Source organism: Amycolatopsis sp. cmx-11-12 (genome assembly GCF_046269425.1).
GTDB lineage: Bacteria > Actinomycetota > Actinomycetes > Mycobacteriales > Pseudonocardiaceae > Amycolatopsis.
In genome coordinates, this window is sequence record NZ_JADNQM010000022.1 from 50340 (window position 1) to 70779 (window position 20440).

The 20440-nt window shown below is 64.7% G+C and carries 17 protein-coding genes; 6 read left to right on the plus strand and 11 right to left on the minus strand.

Annotated features, from left to right (window positions below; translation table 11 throughout):
- Positions 1-68: 68 nt before the first annotated feature.
- From ACLARN_RS27095 to ACLARN_RS27110, 4 genes are all read right to left on the minus strand, one after another.
- Positions 69-2102, minus strand: coding sequence for an AbfB domain-containing protein (locus ACLARN_RS27095; RefSeq protein WP_409494272.1), 2034 nt, complete (start codon positions 2100-2102; stop codon positions 69-71).
- A gap of 40 nt (positions 2103-2142) precedes the next feature.
- A complete protein-coding gene (locus ACLARN_RS27100) occupies positions 2143-2571 on the minus strand; it encodes a hypothetical protein (protein WP_409494273.1) in 429 nt (142 codons plus the stop codon).
- A gap of 14 nt (positions 2572-2585) precedes the next feature.
- Positions 2586-6641 carry a polymorphic toxin-type HINT domain-containing protein gene (locus tag ACLARN_RS27105; RefSeq protein WP_409494274.1) on the minus strand — a complete coding sequence of 1352 codons (4056 nt, stop codon included), beginning with the start codon at positions 6639-6641 and terminating at the stop codon, positions 2586-2588.
- 133 nt (positions 6642-6774) lie between these two features.
- Entirely contained in the window at positions 6775-7815 is a 1041-nt protein-coding gene (locus tag ACLARN_RS27110; RefSeq protein ID WP_409494275.1) for a hypothetical protein, read from the minus strand.
- A gap of 625 nt (positions 7816-8440) precedes the next feature.
- On the opposite strand from ACLARN_RS27110, the gene ACLARN_RS27115 reads away from it, so the two are divergent.
- Complete coding sequence (locus ACLARN_RS27115; protein ID WP_409494276.1) at positions 8441-8851, plus strand: hypothetical protein; 411 nt, start codon at positions 8441-8443, stop codon at positions 8849-8851.
- 395 nt (positions 8852-9246) lie between these two features.
- Here the strand turns inward: ACLARN_RS27115 and ACLARN_RS27120 are convergent, their stop codons facing one another.
- Complete coding sequence (locus tag ACLARN_RS27120; RefSeq protein WP_409494277.1) at positions 9247-10188, minus strand: hypothetical protein; 942 nt, start codon at positions 10186-10188, stop codon at positions 9247-9249.
- 493 nt (positions 10189-10681) lie between these two features.
- Entirely contained in the window at positions 10682-11026 is a 345-nt protein-coding gene (locus ACLARN_RS27125; RefSeq protein WP_409494278.1) for a hypothetical protein, read from the minus strand.
- Positions 11027-11659: 633 nt separating this feature from the next.
- Here ACLARN_RS27125 and ACLARN_RS27130 point away from each other — a divergent pair.
- The gene (locus ACLARN_RS27130; RefSeq protein WP_409494279.1) at positions 11660-12694 is read left to right on the plus strand and encodes a hypothetical protein; all 1035 of its coding nucleotides are present in this window, start codon (positions 11660-11662) and stop codon (positions 12692-12694) included.
- Between the two features lie 423 nt (positions 12695-13117).
- Here the strand turns inward: ACLARN_RS27130 and ACLARN_RS27135 are convergent, their stop codons facing one another.
- The gene (locus tag ACLARN_RS27135) at positions 13118-13567 is read right to left on the minus strand and encodes a transposase (protein ID WP_409494280.1); all 450 of its coding nucleotides are present in this window, start codon (positions 13565-13567) and stop codon (positions 13118-13120) included.
- A gap of 47 nt (positions 13568-13614) precedes the next feature.
- Between ACLARN_RS27135 and ACLARN_RS27140 the strand changes: the two genes are divergently transcribed.
- Both ACLARN_RS27140 and ACLARN_RS27145 read left to right on the plus strand, forming a co-directional pair.
- Entirely contained in the window at positions 13615-13905 is a 291-nt protein-coding gene (locus ACLARN_RS27140; protein WP_409494281.1) for a hypothetical protein, read from the plus strand.
- A gap of 261 nt (positions 13906-14166) precedes the next feature.
- Entirely contained in the window at positions 14167-14631 is a 465-nt protein-coding gene (locus ACLARN_RS27145; RefSeq protein ID WP_409494282.1) for a nuclear transport factor 2 family protein, read from the plus strand.
- Positions 14632-14886: 255 nt separating this feature from the next.
- On the opposite strand, the gene ACLARN_RS27150 is transcribed toward ACLARN_RS27145, so the two are convergent.
- The 3 genes from ACLARN_RS27150 to ACLARN_RS27160 all read right to left on the minus strand — a co-directional run bounded on the left by ACLARN_RS27150 (position 14887) and on the right by ACLARN_RS27160 (position 17491).
- On the minus strand, positions 14887-15351 hold the full coding sequence (locus ACLARN_RS27150) for a hypothetical protein (protein WP_409494283.1): 465 nt from the start codon (positions 15349-15351) through the stop codon (positions 14887-14889).
- A gap of 316 nt (positions 15352-15667) precedes the next feature.
- Positions 15668-16183 carry a hypothetical protein gene (locus tag ACLARN_RS27155; protein ID WP_409494284.1) on the minus strand — a complete coding sequence of 172 codons (516 nt, stop codon included), beginning with the start codon at positions 16181-16183 and terminating at the stop codon, positions 15668-15670.
- Between the two features lie 1137 nt (positions 16184-17320).
- Entirely contained in the window at positions 17321-17491 is a 171-nt protein-coding gene (locus ACLARN_RS27160; protein WP_409494285.1) for a hypothetical protein, read from the minus strand.
- Between the two features lie 631 nt (positions 17492-18122).
- Here ACLARN_RS27160 and ACLARN_RS27165 point away from each other — a divergent pair.
- Both ACLARN_RS27165 and ACLARN_RS27170 read left to right on the plus strand, forming a co-directional pair.
- Positions 18123-19058, plus strand: coding sequence for a S8 family serine peptidase (locus ACLARN_RS27165; RefSeq protein WP_409494286.1), 936 nt, complete (start codon positions 18123-18125; stop codon positions 19056-19058).
- A 213-nt stretch (positions 19059-19271) separates the two neighbouring features.
- Positions 19272-19658 (plus strand): hypothetical protein, encoded by a 387-nt coding sequence (locus ACLARN_RS27170; protein WP_409494287.1) that lies wholly within the window; start codon positions 19272-19274, stop codon positions 19656-19658.
- A gap of 155 nt (positions 19659-19813) precedes the next feature.
- Here the strand turns inward: ACLARN_RS27170 and ACLARN_RS27175 are convergent, their stop codons facing one another.
- Complete coding sequence (locus ACLARN_RS27175; RefSeq protein ID WP_409494288.1) at positions 19814-20419, minus strand: DUF6801 domain-containing protein; 606 nt, start codon at positions 20417-20419, stop codon at positions 19814-19816.
- Positions 20420-20440: the final 21 nt, after the last annotated feature.

Genomic DNA, 20440 nt, shown 5'->3' on the forward strand with positions numbered 1-20440 from the left:
CTCAGCACGGTGAACAGAGCGAGTAGCACGCCCTGCTCACCGCTTCGCGCTCGGACTACCTCACTCCGCTACGGCCTGCATGGAGTGGATCGATCGCTCGAAACACCGGTATCGGAGTTGTAGAAGATGGACCCGTGCTGGAAGTTGCTGCACCGGCCGCCTGGTACGTCCATTTCGCTGGACGTGGGATAGCCGAGGTAGGAACCCTCCCAGCCGAGGTCTTTCCACCGCCCCTTGATACCGCCGTAGATCAGGTGCGGCCCGGTGGTGACGGTCCAGTAGATGGAGCCACCACCTGCGAAGTGATTGAATCGACCGATCTTGTCGGGGGTTGCCGTTTCGTCCGTGGTAGGTGCCCCGAACGCCCGGTGGTGCAGCCCGTCCTCCGTGATGTACTTGCCGTATATATGGCCTTCCATATGCTTCACGCCGATCGTCGCGGTCCAGGTCAGGCGCCCGTTCCGATAGTCGCGGTATCGGATCGTGCCCTCGGTCTTCTCATCCGCCACAGGGTCGCCGATCCGAACGCGCACGTCGTTGTCGTTCAGCCAGCGGCGCTGGATGGCCGAAGTGCTCGGATTTCCGCCATGGACCCGCCAAAGCCGGTCGATCCCGTAGTTGGCCGGCGCGTCGAACACATGCGTACCGCTGCCGTTGGCGGCCCACAACCGGCCGTTGTGGTGACGGAGGAATCTTCCAGGTGCGCCCTTGGCCTCCAAGGTCACACCACCAGGCTCAGTGCGACTACACCAAGTCGCGTCGGTGCGGAACCGCTCCGTACCATCGCTGGGCACGATGAGTATCTTGAAGTCGAGCTGTCGCAGGTAACTACCCGGCTTAGTGACCGACTCGAAGGAATGACATCCGAAGTCCGCCAAACCTGGAACGACCTTCCAGGTCGCGTCGGCACCTTCGCCCGGCTGCGGCGCGGGGTTCCCGAAGGCGATCAAAGCCTGGCCCCCCTGCGGGCCACGCACGTACGCCCCCCTGACGCCCTCTGTGTCGGCCTGCAGCGCCTGGTGCAGGACCGAGTCCTCGTACTGTCCGATACGCAGGAACCGGTCGACCACCTGGTGGTCCCCGGCCAACGCGTTGCCCGCCGCCCACGCGAGCATGGGGTGAACGCCGCTGTTCTCGGCTCTGACCTTGAGCTCCTGCAGACGCTTGCGGTCGGCCTCGGTCTTCCTCTGGAGTGCAATCTCGAGGTCACGTTTGTTGGCGGCATAGATACCGGTGTCGATATACGTCTTCCAGTCCGCGGGATTGCTGCTGCGCAGAGCGCGCTCGGCCGCGACGGCGACTTCCGACCCGGCGACCGCTCGGTTCCAGATCTCCCGGACGAAGTTGTCATTCGAAAGTACGAGCAGGCCTTCCGTCGCGACTATCCCGAGCACGGCGGCCGCGTTGGCCTTCGCGTTCCGAGCCGCCAATCGCGCCTTCTCGGCTTCAGTGGCTTCCTTGTCCGCGTCGATCGCGTCCTGCTGGTCCTGTGCGTGAGCCGTCCCGATACCGGTGAGCAAGAACTCCTTCTGCGCTGCCTCGTCGGCGCCGAACGCCGTCAGCGCGGCAGCCTTCACCTTGGGACCGGTCGCCCGCTGCCACAGGGCGAAAACAAAGTCTTTGTAGCTCTGGACGAGGACCTCAGGTTCGGCGACGACCCCGATCGTTGCCGCCGCACGCTGCTTCAGCTCACGGGCCTGACGCGCCACCTCGGCGTCCTGGATCTCTTTGGTGTCGTCACGCCTCTTCGCCTCGTGGATCCCGGTCTTGATCCACTGCGTGCACTCGAGTTCCGTCCCCGCGAACGCCAGCTCGGCCGACGCGCGCACCTCCGCACCAGCCGCCTTGCGCCAGAGCGCGATGACGAAGTTACGATCATTGAGGATGAGCAGGTCGTCCCCGGCGACGATCCCCAGCACCGCCGCCGCTCGGACCTTGTCCTCCAACGTCGACTCCGGCGCCGCCGCGGCCGCGGCAGTCGCCTGTGGCGGGGATTCCGCCACCGTGGCCGCCGTAGCCGGGACAGCAGTCAGGCTCGCCAGCACGGCGCCCGCGGCGAGGGCCGCCAGCGCGTTCGTAAATACGTCAGATCTCTTTCTCATCATTCCCTCGTTCGTTGAAACCTCGGATGAGTCATTCTCACTACGCGCGCACGGGCGGCAGAAATTCTTCGATCCAAGGCCCGAAAATATCGACACACGCCCGTCGTAATTCCAGGGAAAACCTGTCGATCTCCGCATCCACGTCGCCCGCACTCAAGGATGCCCCGTACACGCTCTTTCCAGCACCGTCTTCCACGAGGCGCCAAGCCGAATCGAGATGAACAATTCTGACCCGCCAGCGATCCTCCAAGGACAGTGAATCGAACTCGAAATCCTTCCGCCTCGATCCAGGCACCTTTTTCCACACCCACAACGCGACCGCGAGCTCCACCACCGGGAAGGACGCTTCCCGCCAGAACTCTCGATCATCGTCGATAATGGTCAAATCAGCCTCGACGTCGACGAAGACGTGCGCCTCGCTGCACCCCTTCAGCTCCGGTGCCCCTAGCCCGGCGTACTCGAACCTCACTGGACCACTCCTCACTACGCCGGCGGAATAGAGTGCACAGGATACGCGGTGATTACGTTACCGTCCTTGCCGACCACCATTTTGATGATCGAGCGTCCATTTTCTCCGATCTCTCTCCCCATGTCCGCAAACGCCAGGAAGCGATCGTCCTTTTGCTTCCGGAATACTATTCCCGACTTATTGAGCCCCTCCACGACAAGAGCTCTTGCTTCGTCAACGGTGCCGACATTGAACTTGACGAAGTTGCGCGTATCGTTGATCAGATGCTTGTCCTTGATAAAGATCTTCTGCGGCTCTTTGGCAGCGGCCTCGGCGATTTCCGCCGCCCGCTCGACCAGTTCTTCACAGGCGCTGCTGTTGTGAGCCAGCAGTGATGTGCCGCCCGAGAAGACATAGAAGGTGTGGACCTCGTCCACCGTGAGGTTGTAGACCTCGAGCACTTCGGTCCACGCGCGGGTGGAAGAAACTCGGTGCACCCCGCCGGTCGCGTCGCGCAGTGTCTCACCGGGGGTCAGGTCACCGGCGTTGATCCATTGACCGCGCCCCGGGGCCCAGAACGGATGCCGATCCGTCGCGACGACCCGGTCCGTCGACCCGTCGATCCCGATCTCCACGAGGTCTTTCACCCCGCGGCCGACGATCACGTCGGTGACCGTATGCGGCTCCGTGCGCACACTCTTGGTGTCGGTCGCGACAACGGAGTCCCCGATGACGACCGATCTGATGGGCTTCCGAGAGCCGTCGGCCAACAGCACCTGGGTTTCCGGTGCGAAACTGTTGGGCTTCCCGGTCAGGCAAGCCTTCACCGCGTTGAGGGTCACCTGGGCCGCACCGACAGCCTTCACGCCGGCGGACGAGGCGGTGAGAAATCTGTCCAGCGAAATTCCCACCCGGACCATGGCAGCGCCGAGCTGGGGAAGTTTCACGATAAGCGCCGCCAGAGAGGCCGCGTTGATGAAGGTCCACAGGCAGGCCGCGATGTCGCCTTCGCCGAAGCACTTCTTGGCGTCGTTGACCCCGATTATCTCCAGAAGGACGTCAGCACCGTTCTCCTTCAAGAACTGGAGAATCGTCTTGTTCGCATCGCCTCGCGCCTGCTCGTACTGAGCGAGACAGTCGGCGTTGCCTTCGCACAGATCGTCGAGCGTCTCTGCTTCTTCCGATGTGAGCCCCGGAAGACCGGCCTCGACGTTGCCCGCCTTCTCCGCCCGCTGTGCGTTCTCGCGCTGCCGCTGGGCTTCTTCCGCCCGGTCCGCCGCCTTCCCCGCTTCGATGGCGCTCGCCAGTGCGTTCCGCGCCGCTTCCGCCGCGTTGTCGGCGTGGGTCTGAGCACTTTGGGCCGCTTTCTCGGCGGTTTCCGCGTCGGCCTCGGCCCGGCCTGCCGCGTCCCGAGCGGCGGCCGCGTCGGTCTCGGCCCGGCTTGCCGCGGCGCGGGCCGCGGTGGCGTCCCGTTCGGCCGCAACGGCGTTGCGACCGGCGATCGCGGCGTCGTTGTTCGCCGCGTTCGCGGCGGCACGCGCCTTTCGCGCGTCTTCGCGCGCCTGAGCGTCCGCGTCGTTGGCCCTGGCGGCGGCTGTCCGGGCCGCGGCCCCGTCCGCCGCCGCGTCCGCTGCGGCTTGCTGTGCCTCCGCAGCCGACTTCGCGGCCGCGGCCGAGGATCTCGCGGCCGCGGCGGCGGCGTCGAACGCGGGCTTGACTTCACCCGCCGCGCGATCGGCCGCTTCCTGCGCCAGCCTCGCCGCGGTGAGCGCTTCCGTCGCCCGCTGCTGTGCCACCGCGGCTTGTTCGGCGCCGACGGCCTTCGCCTGATTGGCCACGAGAATGACGAAGTCGGCGTCGAGGTCCGCCCCGCTGAAGGGGGCGGCGACGGTGATCGCCGTATTCGCCGGATCGGTGATCGCCTTCGAGGAAGACCGGGCCGCTGTCGCAGCCTGGACCGCCAGGCCCGCTTGGGTCGCGGCGGAAACCGATTCCGCCGCCGCGGCATCCGCTTCCGCCTTGGTGCGCTGCGCCGACCACAGGGCGTTCATGGCCTCGGAGGCGGCCTGCTGAGCGAGCGCTTGCGCCGCACGGGCGGCCTCGGCCGCCTTCGTCTCGTTGAACGTCGCGTCGGACGCGGCCGCGTTGGCCTGCATCACGGCCAGGTGGGTGGCCGCGGCCTCCGCTTCCGCCTTGTTCGCGGCCGCGTTCGCCCTGGCGGCGGCCGCCGCCGCTTGCTGGGCGGCCGCGCGGGCACGTGCGGCGTGCCTGGTGGCCTCCGTCGCGGCCGCCCGTGCCCCGGCGGCGGCGCCGGTCGCCACGTTCGCCGAGTTACGAGCCGCACCCGCGGCTCCCCTGGCCGTGTTCGCGTCGAGACGAGCCTGGTTCGCGGCGTTCTGGGCCGTGTCCGCGTGAGGCCCGCCACGCGCCGCCGCGGCGGTGGCATCGAGCGCGGCCGCACGGGCGTCGGCGGCTCGCTGATCCCGTTCAGCCGCGTAGGCCTTGTCCCTTGATTCCGCGGCCAGGCTTTCTTCGGTCTTCGCGTTGGTTTCCGCGGTCGCGGCGAGGCCGTCGGCCGCCACGGCTCCGCGGCGTGCTTCCGCGGCGATCCCGGCCTGGCGATCCGCCTCACGGCGGGCGCCCTTGGCGACAGCGGCCTGCTGCTCCGCTCTGCCGCGAGCGCTCGCGGCCGCCGCCCGCTCCCGTTCGGCGACGGCGCGGGCGGCCGCGGCGTTGGCGGCCTCGCGTTCGGCGGTGATCCGCGCGTTGCGAGTCCGTTCCGCCGCCTGCCATGCCCGTGCCTCCGCGGCTTCGGCAGCGTGACGAGCCGTCTTGGTCCGGAGCGCGGCGTCCTTCGCGGCTTCTGCCTGGACCCGGGCGGCTTCCGCGATCTGCGCGGCCGTCCGGGCGTGCTCCTCGGCGTGCAGACGCCACTTCTTCGCTTCTTCCGCGTGGCGCTCGGTCTTCTCCTGCGCGTCCCGTGCTTGATCGGTGAACGCCGTGGCGTCGATGGCGTGCTGGGCCGTCTCCGAAGCGGAGACGGCGGCGCGGGCGGCGTCGGCCATGGCGGACGCCATCTGCGCCCACTGAACCCCGTAGGTGAGCCCGGTATCGACCAGGACGGCCGCCTGGACCTGCGCGGACGCGGAGGCCGCCTGCGCGTCGGTCGCGGCTCGACGCGCATAACCGAGCTGCCGTGCCACTTCGGCCTTGACCTCGTCGAACGCGTTCGGCGGATGCTGCCCGCCCGCCGCGTTGGCGGCAAGGATCTGCGCGGCCCGACGGGCCTGAGTACCGGCCGAGATCAACGCGTTAGAGGACTCCTCCAGTGCGCGGACCCCGTTACCGTGCGCCTCGAGGAGAAGCCGTCGCGCCTGCGCCGCCCGTGCCGCCTTTCGCGCCAGCTCCGACAGCTCTTCCGCGGCCTTTTCCCTGGCTTCCTGATCCCTCAGGAACTGCTCGCGTACCTCGGCGTCGGCCTTCGCCGCGACCAGATAGCCGGTCTTGAAGAATTCGGTCACCTCGGCGTCGCCCGCGTCCAGCGCGGTCTGGGCGGCTCGTTTGACCTCGGGACCCGCCACCGCGAGCAGGGCTTGCAGCTTCGCGCGGTTCGCCGCGGCCGCGTCCTGCGCGCTCTGCGTGGCCTGGTCGTCCCGTTGGCGGGCGACGTCCCCGCCGTACGCCAGGAACAATTTGCGGTCGGAATCGGAGCCGGCGAGGACCCGCTCGACCTCGGCGTTGAAGTAGGGGCCGCCGGTACCGCGCAGGGCCTGGACCGCCGCCAGGTCCTTCCGGGCTTCCGTCGCCTTGCGGTCGGCCGCGCGGGCCTTGGCCGCCGGAAGGCCCCTGTCGAGGAACTCCATGATCGCCGCGGTGCCCCCGGCGCTCAGAGCGGCGGTCGCGGCATCGCGGACTTCCTGGTCCTCGGCGAGTTCCGCGTTGTCGACCACGATCTGACGGAGGCGGGGATCGCCCCAATCGGGAACGCCTGCACCGCCGTCCCACTCCCGATAGGGATCCGCGGGCATCGGCCGTGACTCGGTGTTCACCGGCGGCGGTTCGGCCGTCTGCCCGGCGGGTGGCGCACCCACCGCAACACTGGGTTGGACGAGACCTGCGAAAACGGCGAGTACCAAGAACGTGATCAAGAATCTTCGCGCGCGCGCCAAAACGGCCCCCTCAAGGTGGATTCGGGATCAAGCAGAGTGGAGATTTCAGGGTGGTTCAGGCTTGGGTGCGAACCCGCTGTTCACCGTCGCGCGCCTGTTGCAACAAGTCGTTCCAGTACCGCGCCTGCTGCGCGGCCGCGGTCCGCTCGGAGTCCCACGACGTCTGGCCCGCTGCGGCAGGCGAGACGATCGCGGCCCAGTTCGGCCCGGACGCGGCGACCCCCGCCGCGTAGACCGCCGCCCAGTTGGCGGCCTGCTGCTCGGCGTGTCGCTGCGCGTCGCCCCAATAGGAACGGGCCGGCGTCGTCTGCTCACCCACGGCCTGCCAAGCGCGGACGGCGGCGGCCTTGGCCTGCTCGGCCATCTCGTCCGATGCCTCGCGCGCGGCCTTCTCCGCGGCCGCCGCTTCCTCGACGAGCCGGTTGAGCGCCGCGCGCCACCGCATGTCGTTGTCCGCGCCGAGCTGCCGGTGCGTCTCGAGGTCGAGTCGCGCACCGAACGCCCATCCCGCCGCGAAGAAGTCGACGAGATCACCATCGCTCGCACCGACCCGTGTCGCGTACGCGGCGCTGACCCGCACCTGCGCCCCCGGGTCGTTCACAGCCAGATTGCGCACGAAGGCCCGGTCGGCCTCGACCAACGCCCGCGTCTGCTCACCCTGAGCGTCCCGTGCGGCGGTGTCGCGCAGCTTCGCGGCTTCGAACCCGCCATTGGCGAAGCGCTCCCGATCCGCTTCGTCCCGGCTGTTCACCGCATACGAGGCGGCCTTGTGCACCTCTGGCGCGAACTCGGCGGTGAACGCCGCCAGCACACGCTTCGCGAAGTCCATGTTGCGGGCTTTTCGTTCAGAGGAAAGCTTTACAGCGTAGTCGTAGCCACTTTCGACGAACTGCGCGATGGCTGCGTCCGGAGCACTGGACAGAAGCGCCTGCCAAGCGGCGATGCGAACGGGAGACCGCGGATCCGACTTCGCCAGGTACTGCACCCAGATCCGGTCGCCCGCCGCCGAAGCGACGGCGGTGATGGGACTCGCCCACATCGCCAGTACCGCGACGATCAGCGAACAGAGCACACGCTTCACGGCGATCTTTCCCATCTGCGATCCCTTCTCCCCCATGACAACGGCACTTCGAGGGGCCGACTATATGACACTCGCGCCGCTTTCCGAGGCGGAAGTGATCACAAAATTTCCCGATCCGAACAATGTAACGGAACAATCGAACAGAACGATCACGCGTGCCGGTCAGGCTTTCGCAGCAGCACATTTACTCCATATGGAGCCAAGAATAAGAACCATATCACTATCACAAACTTCCGATACAGCATCGATCATCGCAATATAGCCAGTGAACGCATGATCAAGGGTTTATGGAACGGCCGCAGAAACGCATCGCGATGAACCGAGCGCCGCGAAGCTTGCAAGCAGGGCAGCCACCACGAACGGTCGACGCGGAGTCGGCACGCAGCCAGTCCAGCCGGTCACGCTGCCCCAGCGCTCCTACGTGAGAACCGTTCTGCGTCGGCGGCGACAAGGCGCCAGCGACAAAGCAGTGAGATCGCCGCCGTGGCGTCGCCGCCCTGGAGCCGAACCTAACGTCTCACGAAGGGTTCCGCCGTTTCGCTTGTCCCCGAGCATTACCCGCCAGGTAATCGACGGCGCCCACCTTCCGGCGGCACAATCGGACTCGTCCATGAAAACCTCGCCAACAAAGGAGAACAGCATGGCTTCCCCCGCCGTCACCGTCGAAGCGGTCACCGTTCCGCCCACCCTCCTGCGGCGGGCACTCCTCCTGGACGCGATCACCACGAGCGGAAACGGGCTCCTGTATCTGCTCGCATCAGGACCGATCTCCGAGCTTCTCGGCGTGAGAAGCGCCCCCTTGCTCGCTGTCGGAGCATTCCTCACGACATACGGAATCGTGGTAGCTGTCACGGCGAAGCCCGCACGACCCGCCGCGTGGGCGACCAGGATGGTGATCGGCACGAATATCGGCTGGACACTGATCAGCGTCGTCACAGCCGCATCCGGCTGGCTCGAGACGAACCCGATCGGCATGGCCTGGACGGTGGCGCAGGGGTTCGTGGTCGCCGGCTTCGCCGCCTTGCAATGGATCGGCCTTAAGAGGACCTGAACGTCGCCATCTTCCGTCGACGCGGTAGCCGAACCAGTTGATGGGCGCCCACCATAACGGCAGTTGCGATGTGACGGATCTCGACCAACGCCTGGGCCACTGTGCCACAGGCATCAGCGTCCCCCTGCTGGTGACCCACTTCCTCGGGATATGTCGCTTCATTGGACCTCGTCGTGAACTCCGCTCGTATATGGAGGCAACTGGTGCGACCCGGCCACATGGGTCCAGTCGGACGACATCGAAACAAGGAACCACCCTGAAGCCCACGTCGCGCCGACGCTCTCCGATAAACGAAGCCCGTCCAGCTCGGTGTCACCGCATGCCGCATTCACGCAGGTAGGCGAGCCAGCAAGTGTCAGTAGACAGTGGTCGTCCTTACCAGGCCGGCAAGACGATCAGGGCGACAAGGTGAGCGCCAGTGTGTTGCCATCCGCGTCCAAGAACGAGTTGACAATGCCGGTCGCGACACCACAACCGGTGAAGGGCGGCACGCCGTAGGTTCCGATCAGAGTTCCACCTTGCTCGAACGAGAACCCCCGCCCGGTGAGTCTCGCCGAGATTACGCTCTCGCAAGTCTTGCTGTCCTTCAGAACCGGCACACCGAACGCGGAGAACTGAGTCAAGTTCAGAGCGAGAGGCACCGTGGCTGAGATGTCCGTCCCGTGTGTGCTGCCCGTGACGCGAGCCGGCCCCGGCCCCGGTGCGTGCGAACAGAGCCACACCGACATCGGTTCCCTGACTCGAACCGACACTTTCGGCATCAGCTCAGGGTTGGAGTCGCCGGCCGGCGCGGGCAGCCCTGCGGCGAGAGCAGTTCGCACATCGGCCTCGTTCGCCGCCGCCGGCAACTTTCCGAGGATCGTCTCCAGCGCTGGGATGTAACCTTGCGGAATGCCGTAACTCGGCGATGGCGGTGGCGGGGTGACCGGAACCGCGTTCGCCGGACAGGGGACCCTCCTCGGCCCTGAAGACGCCCCGTAGTAGTCGAACTCGACGTGATAGCAGACGTCGACCGCAGGAGAGGTCGGGATCGAGGTGACCTCATCAAGGTGGATTCGCCAGATCATTGCCGCCATCGGCTCCTGAGCACTGCCGTGTCCGATGTCCCTGACCTCCAGCACGCTGAAATCGCCTGACTTTCCCAGTGCCGCCTGCAACGCGGCACGAGTGAGGCCCGCGACGTCTTCCTGCCGCGGATAGATGATCGCCTCCGCCAAGGTCCGCGCCTGCTGGCCCGCTCCGGTGTCGCGAGCGAGAACGCGTTTCTCGATCGCCCCACACGAGGACAATGTCAAGGTGGTTCCGAGAACCACCACGACAAGCCGTCCGAGCCTCATGACCCCGACACTACCGTGATCGGCAGACGAATCACCTGAGTAGTTCCACTTCACTACGCGATAACGGGCATTCGCAGCCTTAAAAGTGTCACCGGAACCTTCAGCAGAGCAGAAGAACCACTGACTCGCATCTCTGCGCTGAAGCTATTCGACGTACCAGACAACTTGGACACTGTCGTCCGTCCGAGCGCGGAGCTCCGCACAAGAAGAGTGTGGAATCACGAGTCCGTTCACGCGACATACCCGCTCACGCCCGTCTAGCGTCGTCTTCCGAATGACGTAACCCTTTCGACCAAGTGATCACGCATTACACCGTAAGCGTCCCAGCCTGACACTTTCAGACTTCTGGCGCATCCGCCGGATCCACAGATATCCTCTTCCTGGGCAACTTGCAGAACCGACGGAGCAGGTACCACCGACTCGTCTTCAGGTGGCGCCTCCAGCCGCAGGAAAAGGACACACCCGGTGATGAACAAGCCACCGAAGACCATCGCTAGCAGGCGCCCGACACCGGTAGGGCCGCGCCGCTGGGCGAAAGACCGGCGCCACAGATGATGGCGGCGCAGATCGGGTAGAGCCAGAGCAGCTCAAGGTCCGAAGGCACCCACGGCCCTGACGTCCCCACCTCGCGTGGCACCACGAACCACACCAGGAGAGCGATCTGAGCCGCGCCCACGACCATCCCGATACGCGGGGACGCGGCGAGAGTCGCGCACCACACCAACACCGGAACCGTGCCGAGCCACGCGAGAGAGAAGCTCGACCAAGGAAACGTACTCACCATCAGAGCGAGCGCCACCAAGACCACCCGCCACCAATGCCTACCCCAGAAACTCATTGCTCCCCCTTAACTGCCCGCCCGCAGCGGAGTGAACCTCCAGCCGAGGACGAACTGTGGTTCCGAGTATCACGTCGGCTGTTCAGCCGACCAAAGCCGCGGAAAAGCCGGCGCAGGCACCCACAGAACCCCACGAAGAGAACTGCCGACTCCAGCTTATGCGGCCTCATCTTCCGGAGAACACCCGGCTTGAGCACGGCACCAGAGGCGTATCACCCGTCTGCAATGCCAATGCATCGCCGCGTCACCGATGCTGCATCAATCATCAAAAGCCACATCATTCGCATGGTAGCCCACTTAAGAACACACGGACGACCTGCGAATCTTGGCCCGAGGAAGTGCTCTGACCGCACAGTCGTTCGTGCGGTCAGAGCAAGCTCACCCCAAACTCTCGGCGGTACACACGCCAGGAGAAACCGAGGAGACTTCGGCGCTTTGAACAGGATCTCCCGATCTTCGCGTCCAAGTCCTCAACTCGGCATCGTAAGCCCCGATTTCACCGCCTCGAGGCGGGGAGAGGGACTTCCTCCTGTCGCAATAGACTCAGGACGCTTCGAGGCATGGCGCCCCTACCTCCTCGCAATCGCCGTTTTCCTCTTCGTTCGTTCGGTCAGTGTGACCCTCCTCGGGGCGATGGCTGAACGTCGCGACCTCTCGCTGGTCGATCGGCTCACTTCTTGGGATGCCAAGTGGTATCTGCAGATCGCCGAACACGGATACTTCGGCTTGACTGGTACAGTCGATGCGGCCGGTCGGCCATACCCGGATGCACCGATGGGTTTCTTTCCCTTGTATCCCGGCATTATCAAGGCACTGAGTCATCTCGGCCTGTCGCCTGTCGCCGCCGGTCTCGGGGTGTCGACGCTCGCGGGAATCGCCGCGTCTTGTGGGCTGTTGCTGATCGGCCGGCGCGTAGGCGATGATCGCGTAAGCTTGATTCTCGCGACGCTCTGGGCGGGCTCGCCCATGTCGATCACCCAGAGCATGGTGTACACGGAAAGTCTGTTCGTCGCCTTCGCTGTTTGGGCTCTCATCGGCGTGCTCGACCATCATTGGGTAGCTGCGGGTATCTGCACGATGCTCGCCGGCCTGGCCCGGTCGACGGCGACGATCTTGGTCGTCGTGGTCGTGGCGGCGGCCGCGATCGCGGCAGTGCGTCATCGCGCGGAGCGGTGGCCGGCAGTCGCAAGCGCGATGGTCGCACCGCTCGGCCTTCTCGGCTATTGGGGGTTCGTCGCCTCCCGGACCGGCACGCTCACCAGCTGGCAGGAGATCGAGTTCCGTGGGTGGGGCGTACGGTTCGACGGCGGTGCCGAGACCGTCGGGTACGTGCGATCCACACTCACCCGCGAGAGCATGCCCTTCGAACTCTTGGTCGTGATAGTCACGATCGGCGCGGTGGCGCTCGCGCTCCTCTCGGTGATCAACCGGGTGCCCTGGCCGTTGGCAGCATATGGATGCGGGGTCCTGATACTGGCGATCGGGACCGCGGGTTTTCCCTTCATGAGGGCACGCTTCCTTCTTCCGGCTTTCCCTTTGTTACTGCCCATCGCGGTCGGTCTCGCCAGGCGGCGCACGGCGACCGCCGTCGCCACGGCCGCGACGTTCGCACTAGCGGGGTGCTGGTACTCGGCATACTCCCTCACTGTCTGGCAGTACGCCATTTGAGCGAAATTTCGATCTCTCGTCGTTCGCCGATGGCGCCCACCCGAGTCACCCGATTGCCTTTCCTACCTGAGGACCAAATGAAGCGTTCCGTTGCGTGGTTCTGCACGCTCGTAGCCGTCGGCGCGGCCATAGTGATGATCACTCTCCCTCAACGCGAGGCACCGTTGTGCCCGACGGGGTGGGTATGCCTTCAGCACAGTACAGCCGACGGCGACAGCGTCCTGAGACTCAACTCGGAGAACTGGGTCAACTTCCAGGACACAGCGAGACCAGGAGTCTTGTTGATAAACAACCAAGAGCCCGGAGACGACGCTTGTGTCGCCGACGGTTCCCATGGGGCGGGCAGGATCTTCTGTGTCCAGAGCCAGGAAGCGCGTACCATTCCCGACCTGATCGCGAAGTCCGCGCGAGGCTAGTGCCGTATCAAGCAACGTTGGATAGGTAATCGGGTCGGCGGATCTTGGAGTTGACGGCGAGGTGGCGTTTGGGGTGGCAGTGGCGGTTGTGCCAGCGGAGGTAGCCGGCGATGGCGACTTCCTGGGCGGTGTGGCTGGGGTAGTCGCTGCCGTCGAGGGTGAAGTAGCGGACCGCGGTGAACTCGCACTCGATCCAGTTCAGCCAGGACGCGTTGGTGGGTGTGAAAACCAGCTCGATCCCGTTGGCCGTGCACCAGTCCTGGACCTCACCTTTGCCATGTGGTCCGTAGTTGTCGCAGATCAGGTAGAGCTTCCCGGCGGGGAAGCGGCGGCGGAACTGCTTGCAGAAGTCGAGGAACTGCGGCCAGCGTTTGCGGTCGCGCGCAGGCGAGCCGGTCTGTCTCGGTGGAACCAGCCACGGCCGGGACGAGGCTGGTCGGTGAGATACCCGAACCATCGCTCGACCTGGCTGATCCAGCTCGATCCGGTCGGGGTGAAATGGATGTGGATCCGGGGGGGGCGGCCAGGGGCTACGGCCACGCCCTGCTTGAACGATCGGTACTCGAGAACGACCGCGGAAGGTTCCTGTCCAAGAACCTCGCGGGCTACGTCGTACCGGTCAACGCGGACATCGGGCACATCGACGTGTCCTTCATCGAGGATGATGACCGCCGCACGAGCGCACTGGGCGCCAAGGGCAACGGGGAGATCGGAGCGAACGGTGTCGCGCCCGCCATCGCCAACACCGTGTTTCACGCCACCGGGCGTCGCGTCCGTGATCTCCCAGATCCGTGACCTGCTCTGATGAAGTGCCTCGAAGCACAGGGACGGGACACCACTCCAGTTGAAGAGGCACACGGCATGGGCATCGGGCTCGAGGACGGTCGCTCGGGAGAGTCGTCCGTTCCCGGCCCGATGCCCACAACGCATGGCCACAAGCCTTGGACCAGAGGAACCATCCCGGTGTCTCCTTGGCTGTGACGCTCTGCGCTGGTGGTCGTGACGCTACCTTCGCGCCACTGTTCGCCTACCTCACGGACATTTCAAGGAGAATCGATGGCTTACACCTACCGGCTCACCGCGCTCGCGCTGCTGCTGTCAGCCGCCGCCTGTAGTGCGGAGCCAACGGCTCCGGTACCGGGCCGGTCGGAAGCCCCGCCGGCGGCACCCGCACCGCTGTCCGGATCGGATCGAGCCGCCGCCCCTGGGATCACACAGAAGTTCACCGACGCCGCCAACAAGGGAGATTCTCCAGGCGTGGCAGCGACTTTCGCCGAGCAAGCGAGATTCGACAGCGTAGGCCGGATCTTTCCTTCACGCGAGGCCATCATGAGCCGGTTCATCGATCCGGAAGTCATCGGAGTGGGCGGCCGATACGAGATCACCGGTGCCCGATGGGCCGGAGACCGGTATGTCGTCGACTACCGATTCACGACACGGTCCGGCGGCGAGGAGATCTTCTACTACGCGTTCCTGGTCCGCGATGGTCTCATCCGGGACGTCCTCGGCCGGTACCGCTGATCCCTTCGCCACGAGGACTGACCGACGAGACGCACGAGTCCGTCGATCAGTCCTCGGCACGGCGAGCAAGACAGCCACGAGATGTCCGAGTTGGGAGGCGCACGCTCTCTCAACAGCATGCTGATGCAGACTTGGTAGCGTGGTCCTCACGGTGCCGACAAACCGGGAGCCGGCCGACCGCGACATCCCCATCTCCGTCCAGCCTCCTCGCGCGGGCCCTTCGAGAGATTACGGATGTTGTCCGAGCAGCTCAGGTCATGCGATCTTTACCGCGACCGAATCTCGTTGCCCCAGTGCCTTACCGCGCTCCGCCGGAGATGATTGATCATCCTCGGCATGCAGGCAGACCACACAAGTACATTTGATCTCGCGCCCTACATTCCCGCAGGCGTCCACCACACCGACAACGCCGATAGTGTTCGCTACGGTCGTTCCCTGCCGCACGTGAGCCGGGTGGCAGAGCTGTTGCTCGAAGGGACAACCGCTTCCGGTGAGCATGATCTGGTCCGGCCACTGCGCGTTGGTGATCTCCCCGTGCAGCCGAGCAGGGTTGGTGTCGTTGTTCCGCCACAACTTGATGTGCCGTCCGTGAAACTCGACCTCTTGCACCAAGGTGAACCCCGTGACGGATGCCGCATTGACCGCTGGGGCAGTCCAGGTTGACGCGAGTGTCATGCACACAGCACCTATGCCAACGATGACACTTTTTCCTTTTGCCATGATTCGCACCTAGCTCGAACCTTTCGTTCATAAAAATAGGAAAAGTGAGTCGAGCAGCCGGAAAGTCATGCTGGATTCGACAGTTTAATCGTCGACCAATTGCGCCGGAAATGCCATACTCCAGCAATGCGAATATCTCCGTCGGGACACCTTGATGTTTATCGGCCGCTTTCCGGCACAATTACCCGGATCGTGATGCACACGCACAGTCATGAACGACCGGGGGAGGGCTCAGCCCGGCCATGCGTGGCCAACCGAGCGCCCGCCCGCCGCCCAAGAGCACTTATCGTCAAAGCCACCAACCGCGGTCGTTTGCCTAGTGCCTGTACACGTGCACGCGGCCGACATTGTCGTTGATCGCGCTGCCGAAGTACCTTGGACTGATCGAAAAGCTCGCCGATTTGCGAAGAGAGGTGTCATGCACGGTGACTCGGTCGCAGTCAGGGTGCATCAGTTCGATGGAACTGAGATTGGCTCGCCAGTAGTTGGCGGGGTCGTAGGTGTAGCCCTCTCCGTCGCAGGGACCAGCACCTCCCCAGACCTGAAGGTTTTGCCCCTTGAAGTCGGTGTCGCTCCACCACTGCATCAGCAGGACGTCCGCGGTCACCCGCTCGGCGTTCAGCCTGGCCTTCACGTCCGGTTGACGCAGGTACGCCGCTTTGTCGAAGGCAGTCGGTGAACAGTGCTCGTGCGCGACCCTGGAGCTCTGGCCAGGGCCGACCTTTCCGAGTACGACCACGCAATGTTCCTTGCCGCTGGCCGGCGCCGACGGGGTCGTTGGCGACGCGATCGCAGTCGATTGAGCCATGGGCAATCCGATGAAGACGGCCATGGATACGATCAATGGACGGGCTCTCTTTGTCTTCGACAAAAGCAAGTGTCTTCATCCTTTCAGATACGTGAGTATTACGCCCTCTGGCCGACCTTGCCGACGATGCGAATCAGCATCGATCCACGAATCCGGCGACAGGGAATTTCTGCCGAATGTAAAAATTTCGCCAGGTGAAGTACGGTTATGATCATGCTGCAACCGTCAGGTTCCGACAAATGCGAAGATCGACGTGTTCGATGACCACTCGTATATGAGTGCGTGACACTGGTGGTCATCTTGGGCGTCCACCGCGGCGCCGATGTGACACCGGAGCGGAACGGCTTCCGCATGCGGCCCTGGGGTCGACAAACCGCGCCAGACCGCTTGGCCGCCGTTTCGATCCGAACCCGGCCTCCAGGTGAGCAGCTCCTCCGGAAGGATGGAACGCCGGAGTACCAGCAGGCCCATGATCGCCTCCCAGTGAACACACTTCGGATAATCGGCACGATGGCCGCAGCGAGCGGAAATGCCGGATGAAGCCAGCGGCAAGCTCGCCGGAATGGCGTTATCGCCACAAAAATGCTGCGACACGTCCTGGCTTCACTTGCCAGACCCTTTCACTCCGACAGGTTGGAACTCGCTATTGCCGAGAAAACTAACGAACTTGCTTCTCACCACGCTTGCCGCGGCCACCATCGCGGCCGTGAACGCCCCGACTGCCTCCGCCGCGACGTACACGCCCTTGAAGACCGCTTCGCAGGGGCCCCTGATCACTCGCCCGCTGATCAACGACCAGACCCGGGAGTTCCACGCGGAAGGGCGGAATCTGCGATCGGGCGACCACGTCGGTCATCCGTCTATCACAGCCACCGCGAATCCGGCGGAACCGAGCCTCCTACCCCGCCGCTCCGGAAGAGCGACACCAAGTTCAGCGCTTGCGCCGGGAACCCGGCCGACAGTACCCGGTTCATCTGCATGGACTACCACCTTCACCGGAGCTGATCACGATCGGTTCCCGGGTACGTATATTCGCCCAGTGAACGACCCAACTCCCAGGAAAGATCCGCCTGCGACGGGGACCCACACCTCGCGGGCGGATCTTCTCATGCAGAACTCCGAAGGGGATTAGTCACATACAAGCGAAGCCACAGCGCCACGTCAGAGAAGATCCGCCCTTGAGGTTCCACTCTCGATCCGCTGCCCGACGTCCCACTTCTCCACGAGCAAGCCAGCCTCGATCCGCCAGATGTCGACCGACACCGCCTCGAGCTCATCATTTCCGAGACGAATGACGGAGTAGGTCCAGACGAAATCGAACTCGGCGACCATGGCCTTGACCTGAATCGAGAAGTCCGGAAACCGGTCTGCGACCTGCTCTCGGAGGCTGGTGATCGTCCGCAGGGGCCGACCCCCGCACCGGGATGATGGTTGATGAAGCGCTCCGACAACAGCTCGGCCGCCTGATCGAATTCCTTCCTGTTGTAAAACGCTTCACAGAATCTTCTCACCAGGTCCTTATTGACAGATAGACGACCTGAAAGATCGCTGATATTCACGACTCCCACCTCTCGGTCGAGATACTCGAACTCAGGTCATCAACTAACGCCAGTTCGGACCCTCCTCAGACCTGAGGCTATCGTCGAGAACCCTCGAAAGCCGCCCTCGGCATGAGTTCCACCACACTCCAATTCGGATGGAATCATAGACAAATGTTTATCAAACCAGTGCCTACACAGCGCATGGTGCTGCTGATCGAGCAGGCGGACGGCTGACTCGGCCGCGACAAGAAGCCGCACTGAAATTTCCTCCGAGTACCTTCGCGTGAGTCCCACGTATTGAACAATGCCCGGTCAAGGCTGCATGCCTGAGACCAGTCTGGGATTCACGAACGCCACCCTACTAGTGAAGGCAGGCTTGAATGACGCACTTGTCAAGCGTCAGACGACTCACGATCGCCGGCGTGCTTCTCGCGCTCGCACCAGGAGCCCTCGGTTCACCGGCTGAGGCGAGTACGCCACAAGGTTCCGCAGGTAGTACGCAGAGCAACCCCAGCCTCAGCCTCGACCGGATCGACCAGCGGGACCTTCCCTTGTCCCGCAGCTACAGCTGGACCACGAAAGCCGAGAACGTACACGTCTATGTCGTCGATACGGCCATCCACGGGACCCATGTCGACTTCGAAGGCCGGGTGACGGAAGGCGTCGACCTGGTCGGCGGGCCAAGGAACTCCGACGTGTGCTTCTTCAGCGGAACAGCGACGGCGAGCCTGGTCGGCGGCGCCAAGTACGGTGCGGCGAAGGGCGTCCAGCTCAAGAGTGTCCGCGTGCGCGACTGCTGGCAGGAGACAACCCCGGCACGGGTCGTAGCCGGAATCAACTGGGTGACCGCCCACGCCCAGCGCCCGGCCGTCGCCGTGCTGCCCTTCGTGCTCGCCCCGAACAACGCCGTCGACGAAGCCATCCGCAAATCCGTCAAGTCCGGCGTCAGCTGGGTCACCAGCGCCAGCGGAGCGAAGCACGCCTCCGAAGACGCGTGCTCGGTCTCCCCGGCGCGGGTTTCCGAGGCCATCACCGCGACCCCACTGGACGTCGCCTTGTCCTCCACCACAGGCGACGTCCTCAGGGGCGATGCGCGACGTGGACCCTGTGTCGACGTAGCGGCACCTTCCTCAGGTCCCACCGCGATGGGTCCCGGCAACGGCCAGAACCTTTGGGATCGCGGCGGAAGCGATAGCGCCTATACGGCCGGCGCCGCGGCACTGCTCCTCGGCGAGCACCCCACCTGGACCCCCACGCAAGTTCACCAAGAACTCGTCAGGAAGTCGACGAAGGACAAACTGAACCCGGGAACCATCGGCGCCACACCCAATCGCATCCTCTACACCGGTGCGGCGTAACGAACTCTGGCGAGTGGCCGCGCCGATCCATCTCGGTGCGGCCCTTCGTTCGGCGCGGCCTGCCCTGAAGACCCGATAGGGAGGCCTGACGCTACTTCCCTGGATGAAGCACCGATGAAGCCGGACCGAATGCCGGATAGACCAGAATGCCGGTTCATCGACCCTTCTGGTCGATGTTGTGTCTTCTTCCTACCACAATCAAGGATCACTGAAATGCTCAAGAAAGTAGCCACCGTGCTGCTTGCCACTCTGTCCGCGGCCTCCATCGCCGCCGTCAACGCCCCCAGTGCGTCGGCGGCCACGTACACCGAACTGAAGTTCGCCTCCAAGCTCCTGACGAGCGCTCACCTGTGGCTCAACGACCAGACCCGAGCGATCCACGCCGAAGGGCGAGGCCTCCGGCCTGGCTGGATCGTTCGCCTGGACATCGGCGAGGGATATCCCGGGCGCAAGAGCATCACCGCCACCGCGACGCGGGCCACCGCCAGCCTCAGCACCCGGCCGCATCGCGAGAACTACACCTCGTACAGCGCCTGTGCGGGAGACCCCGTACTGAACGGGCCGTTCGTCTGCACGCGTTTTCACTATCACCGGACCTGATTTGTGCCATCCGAGCGGGTCCGGCCGGAGGAAGCGCAGCTTCGCTGCCTGAACATGACGAACCTGCTCACAGAATAGAGAACGGTCCGCTGTGTCACGCTCACGCGTGACACAGCGGACCGTCAAAACTGAAGGCCGGCCTTGAGCGGAGCTATTCAGCCGACGATCTGGGTGGTGCCGAGCAGCGTGTCCTGGGTTGGCGGCGCGAGTACGAGGTTGAGGTCGAACTCCCCCAGGTCGCTGTCGGTCACGATGTGCGAGGTGGCCTTCGGTTCCACATTGACCTTCGTCTCCCCAGTGGGAACGCCGCGGGGGACAGTGAACTTGAGCCCGCCCTTGGCCTGGAAGGTCAAGGGGCCCTGGGCCGGCACCGGGGTGTCGGGGATCGGGAGCCGGACGGCGAGCGGAACGCTCAGCCCGTTGCTCACCGTGATCCGCGCGGCAGACCTGATCTCACCGGAGATCTTCGTGGCGCCGACCAGGCGCAAGCCGTCCGCCGCGGCGTCTCCACCGTTCACATCGAGCGTGAACGGGACATCGAGTGGTCCGCCGAGCGTGACGTTCGCGGGGATGTCGACGTGGACGACCACCTTCACCGTCTGGATGCCGATGATGGGGAACTCGCCCTCGAAGGTCAGTTCCTTGTCCGCGGCCGCGGCCGTCCCCGCGGTGAGGACGCTCGCCGCCACCACGGCGGTCGCCGTGACGGCAGCGGCTTTCACCGCGCCGCGTGCGCTGTCTCTCAAGGCTTTCACAGACATTCCAATACCCCTTCTTCGTGG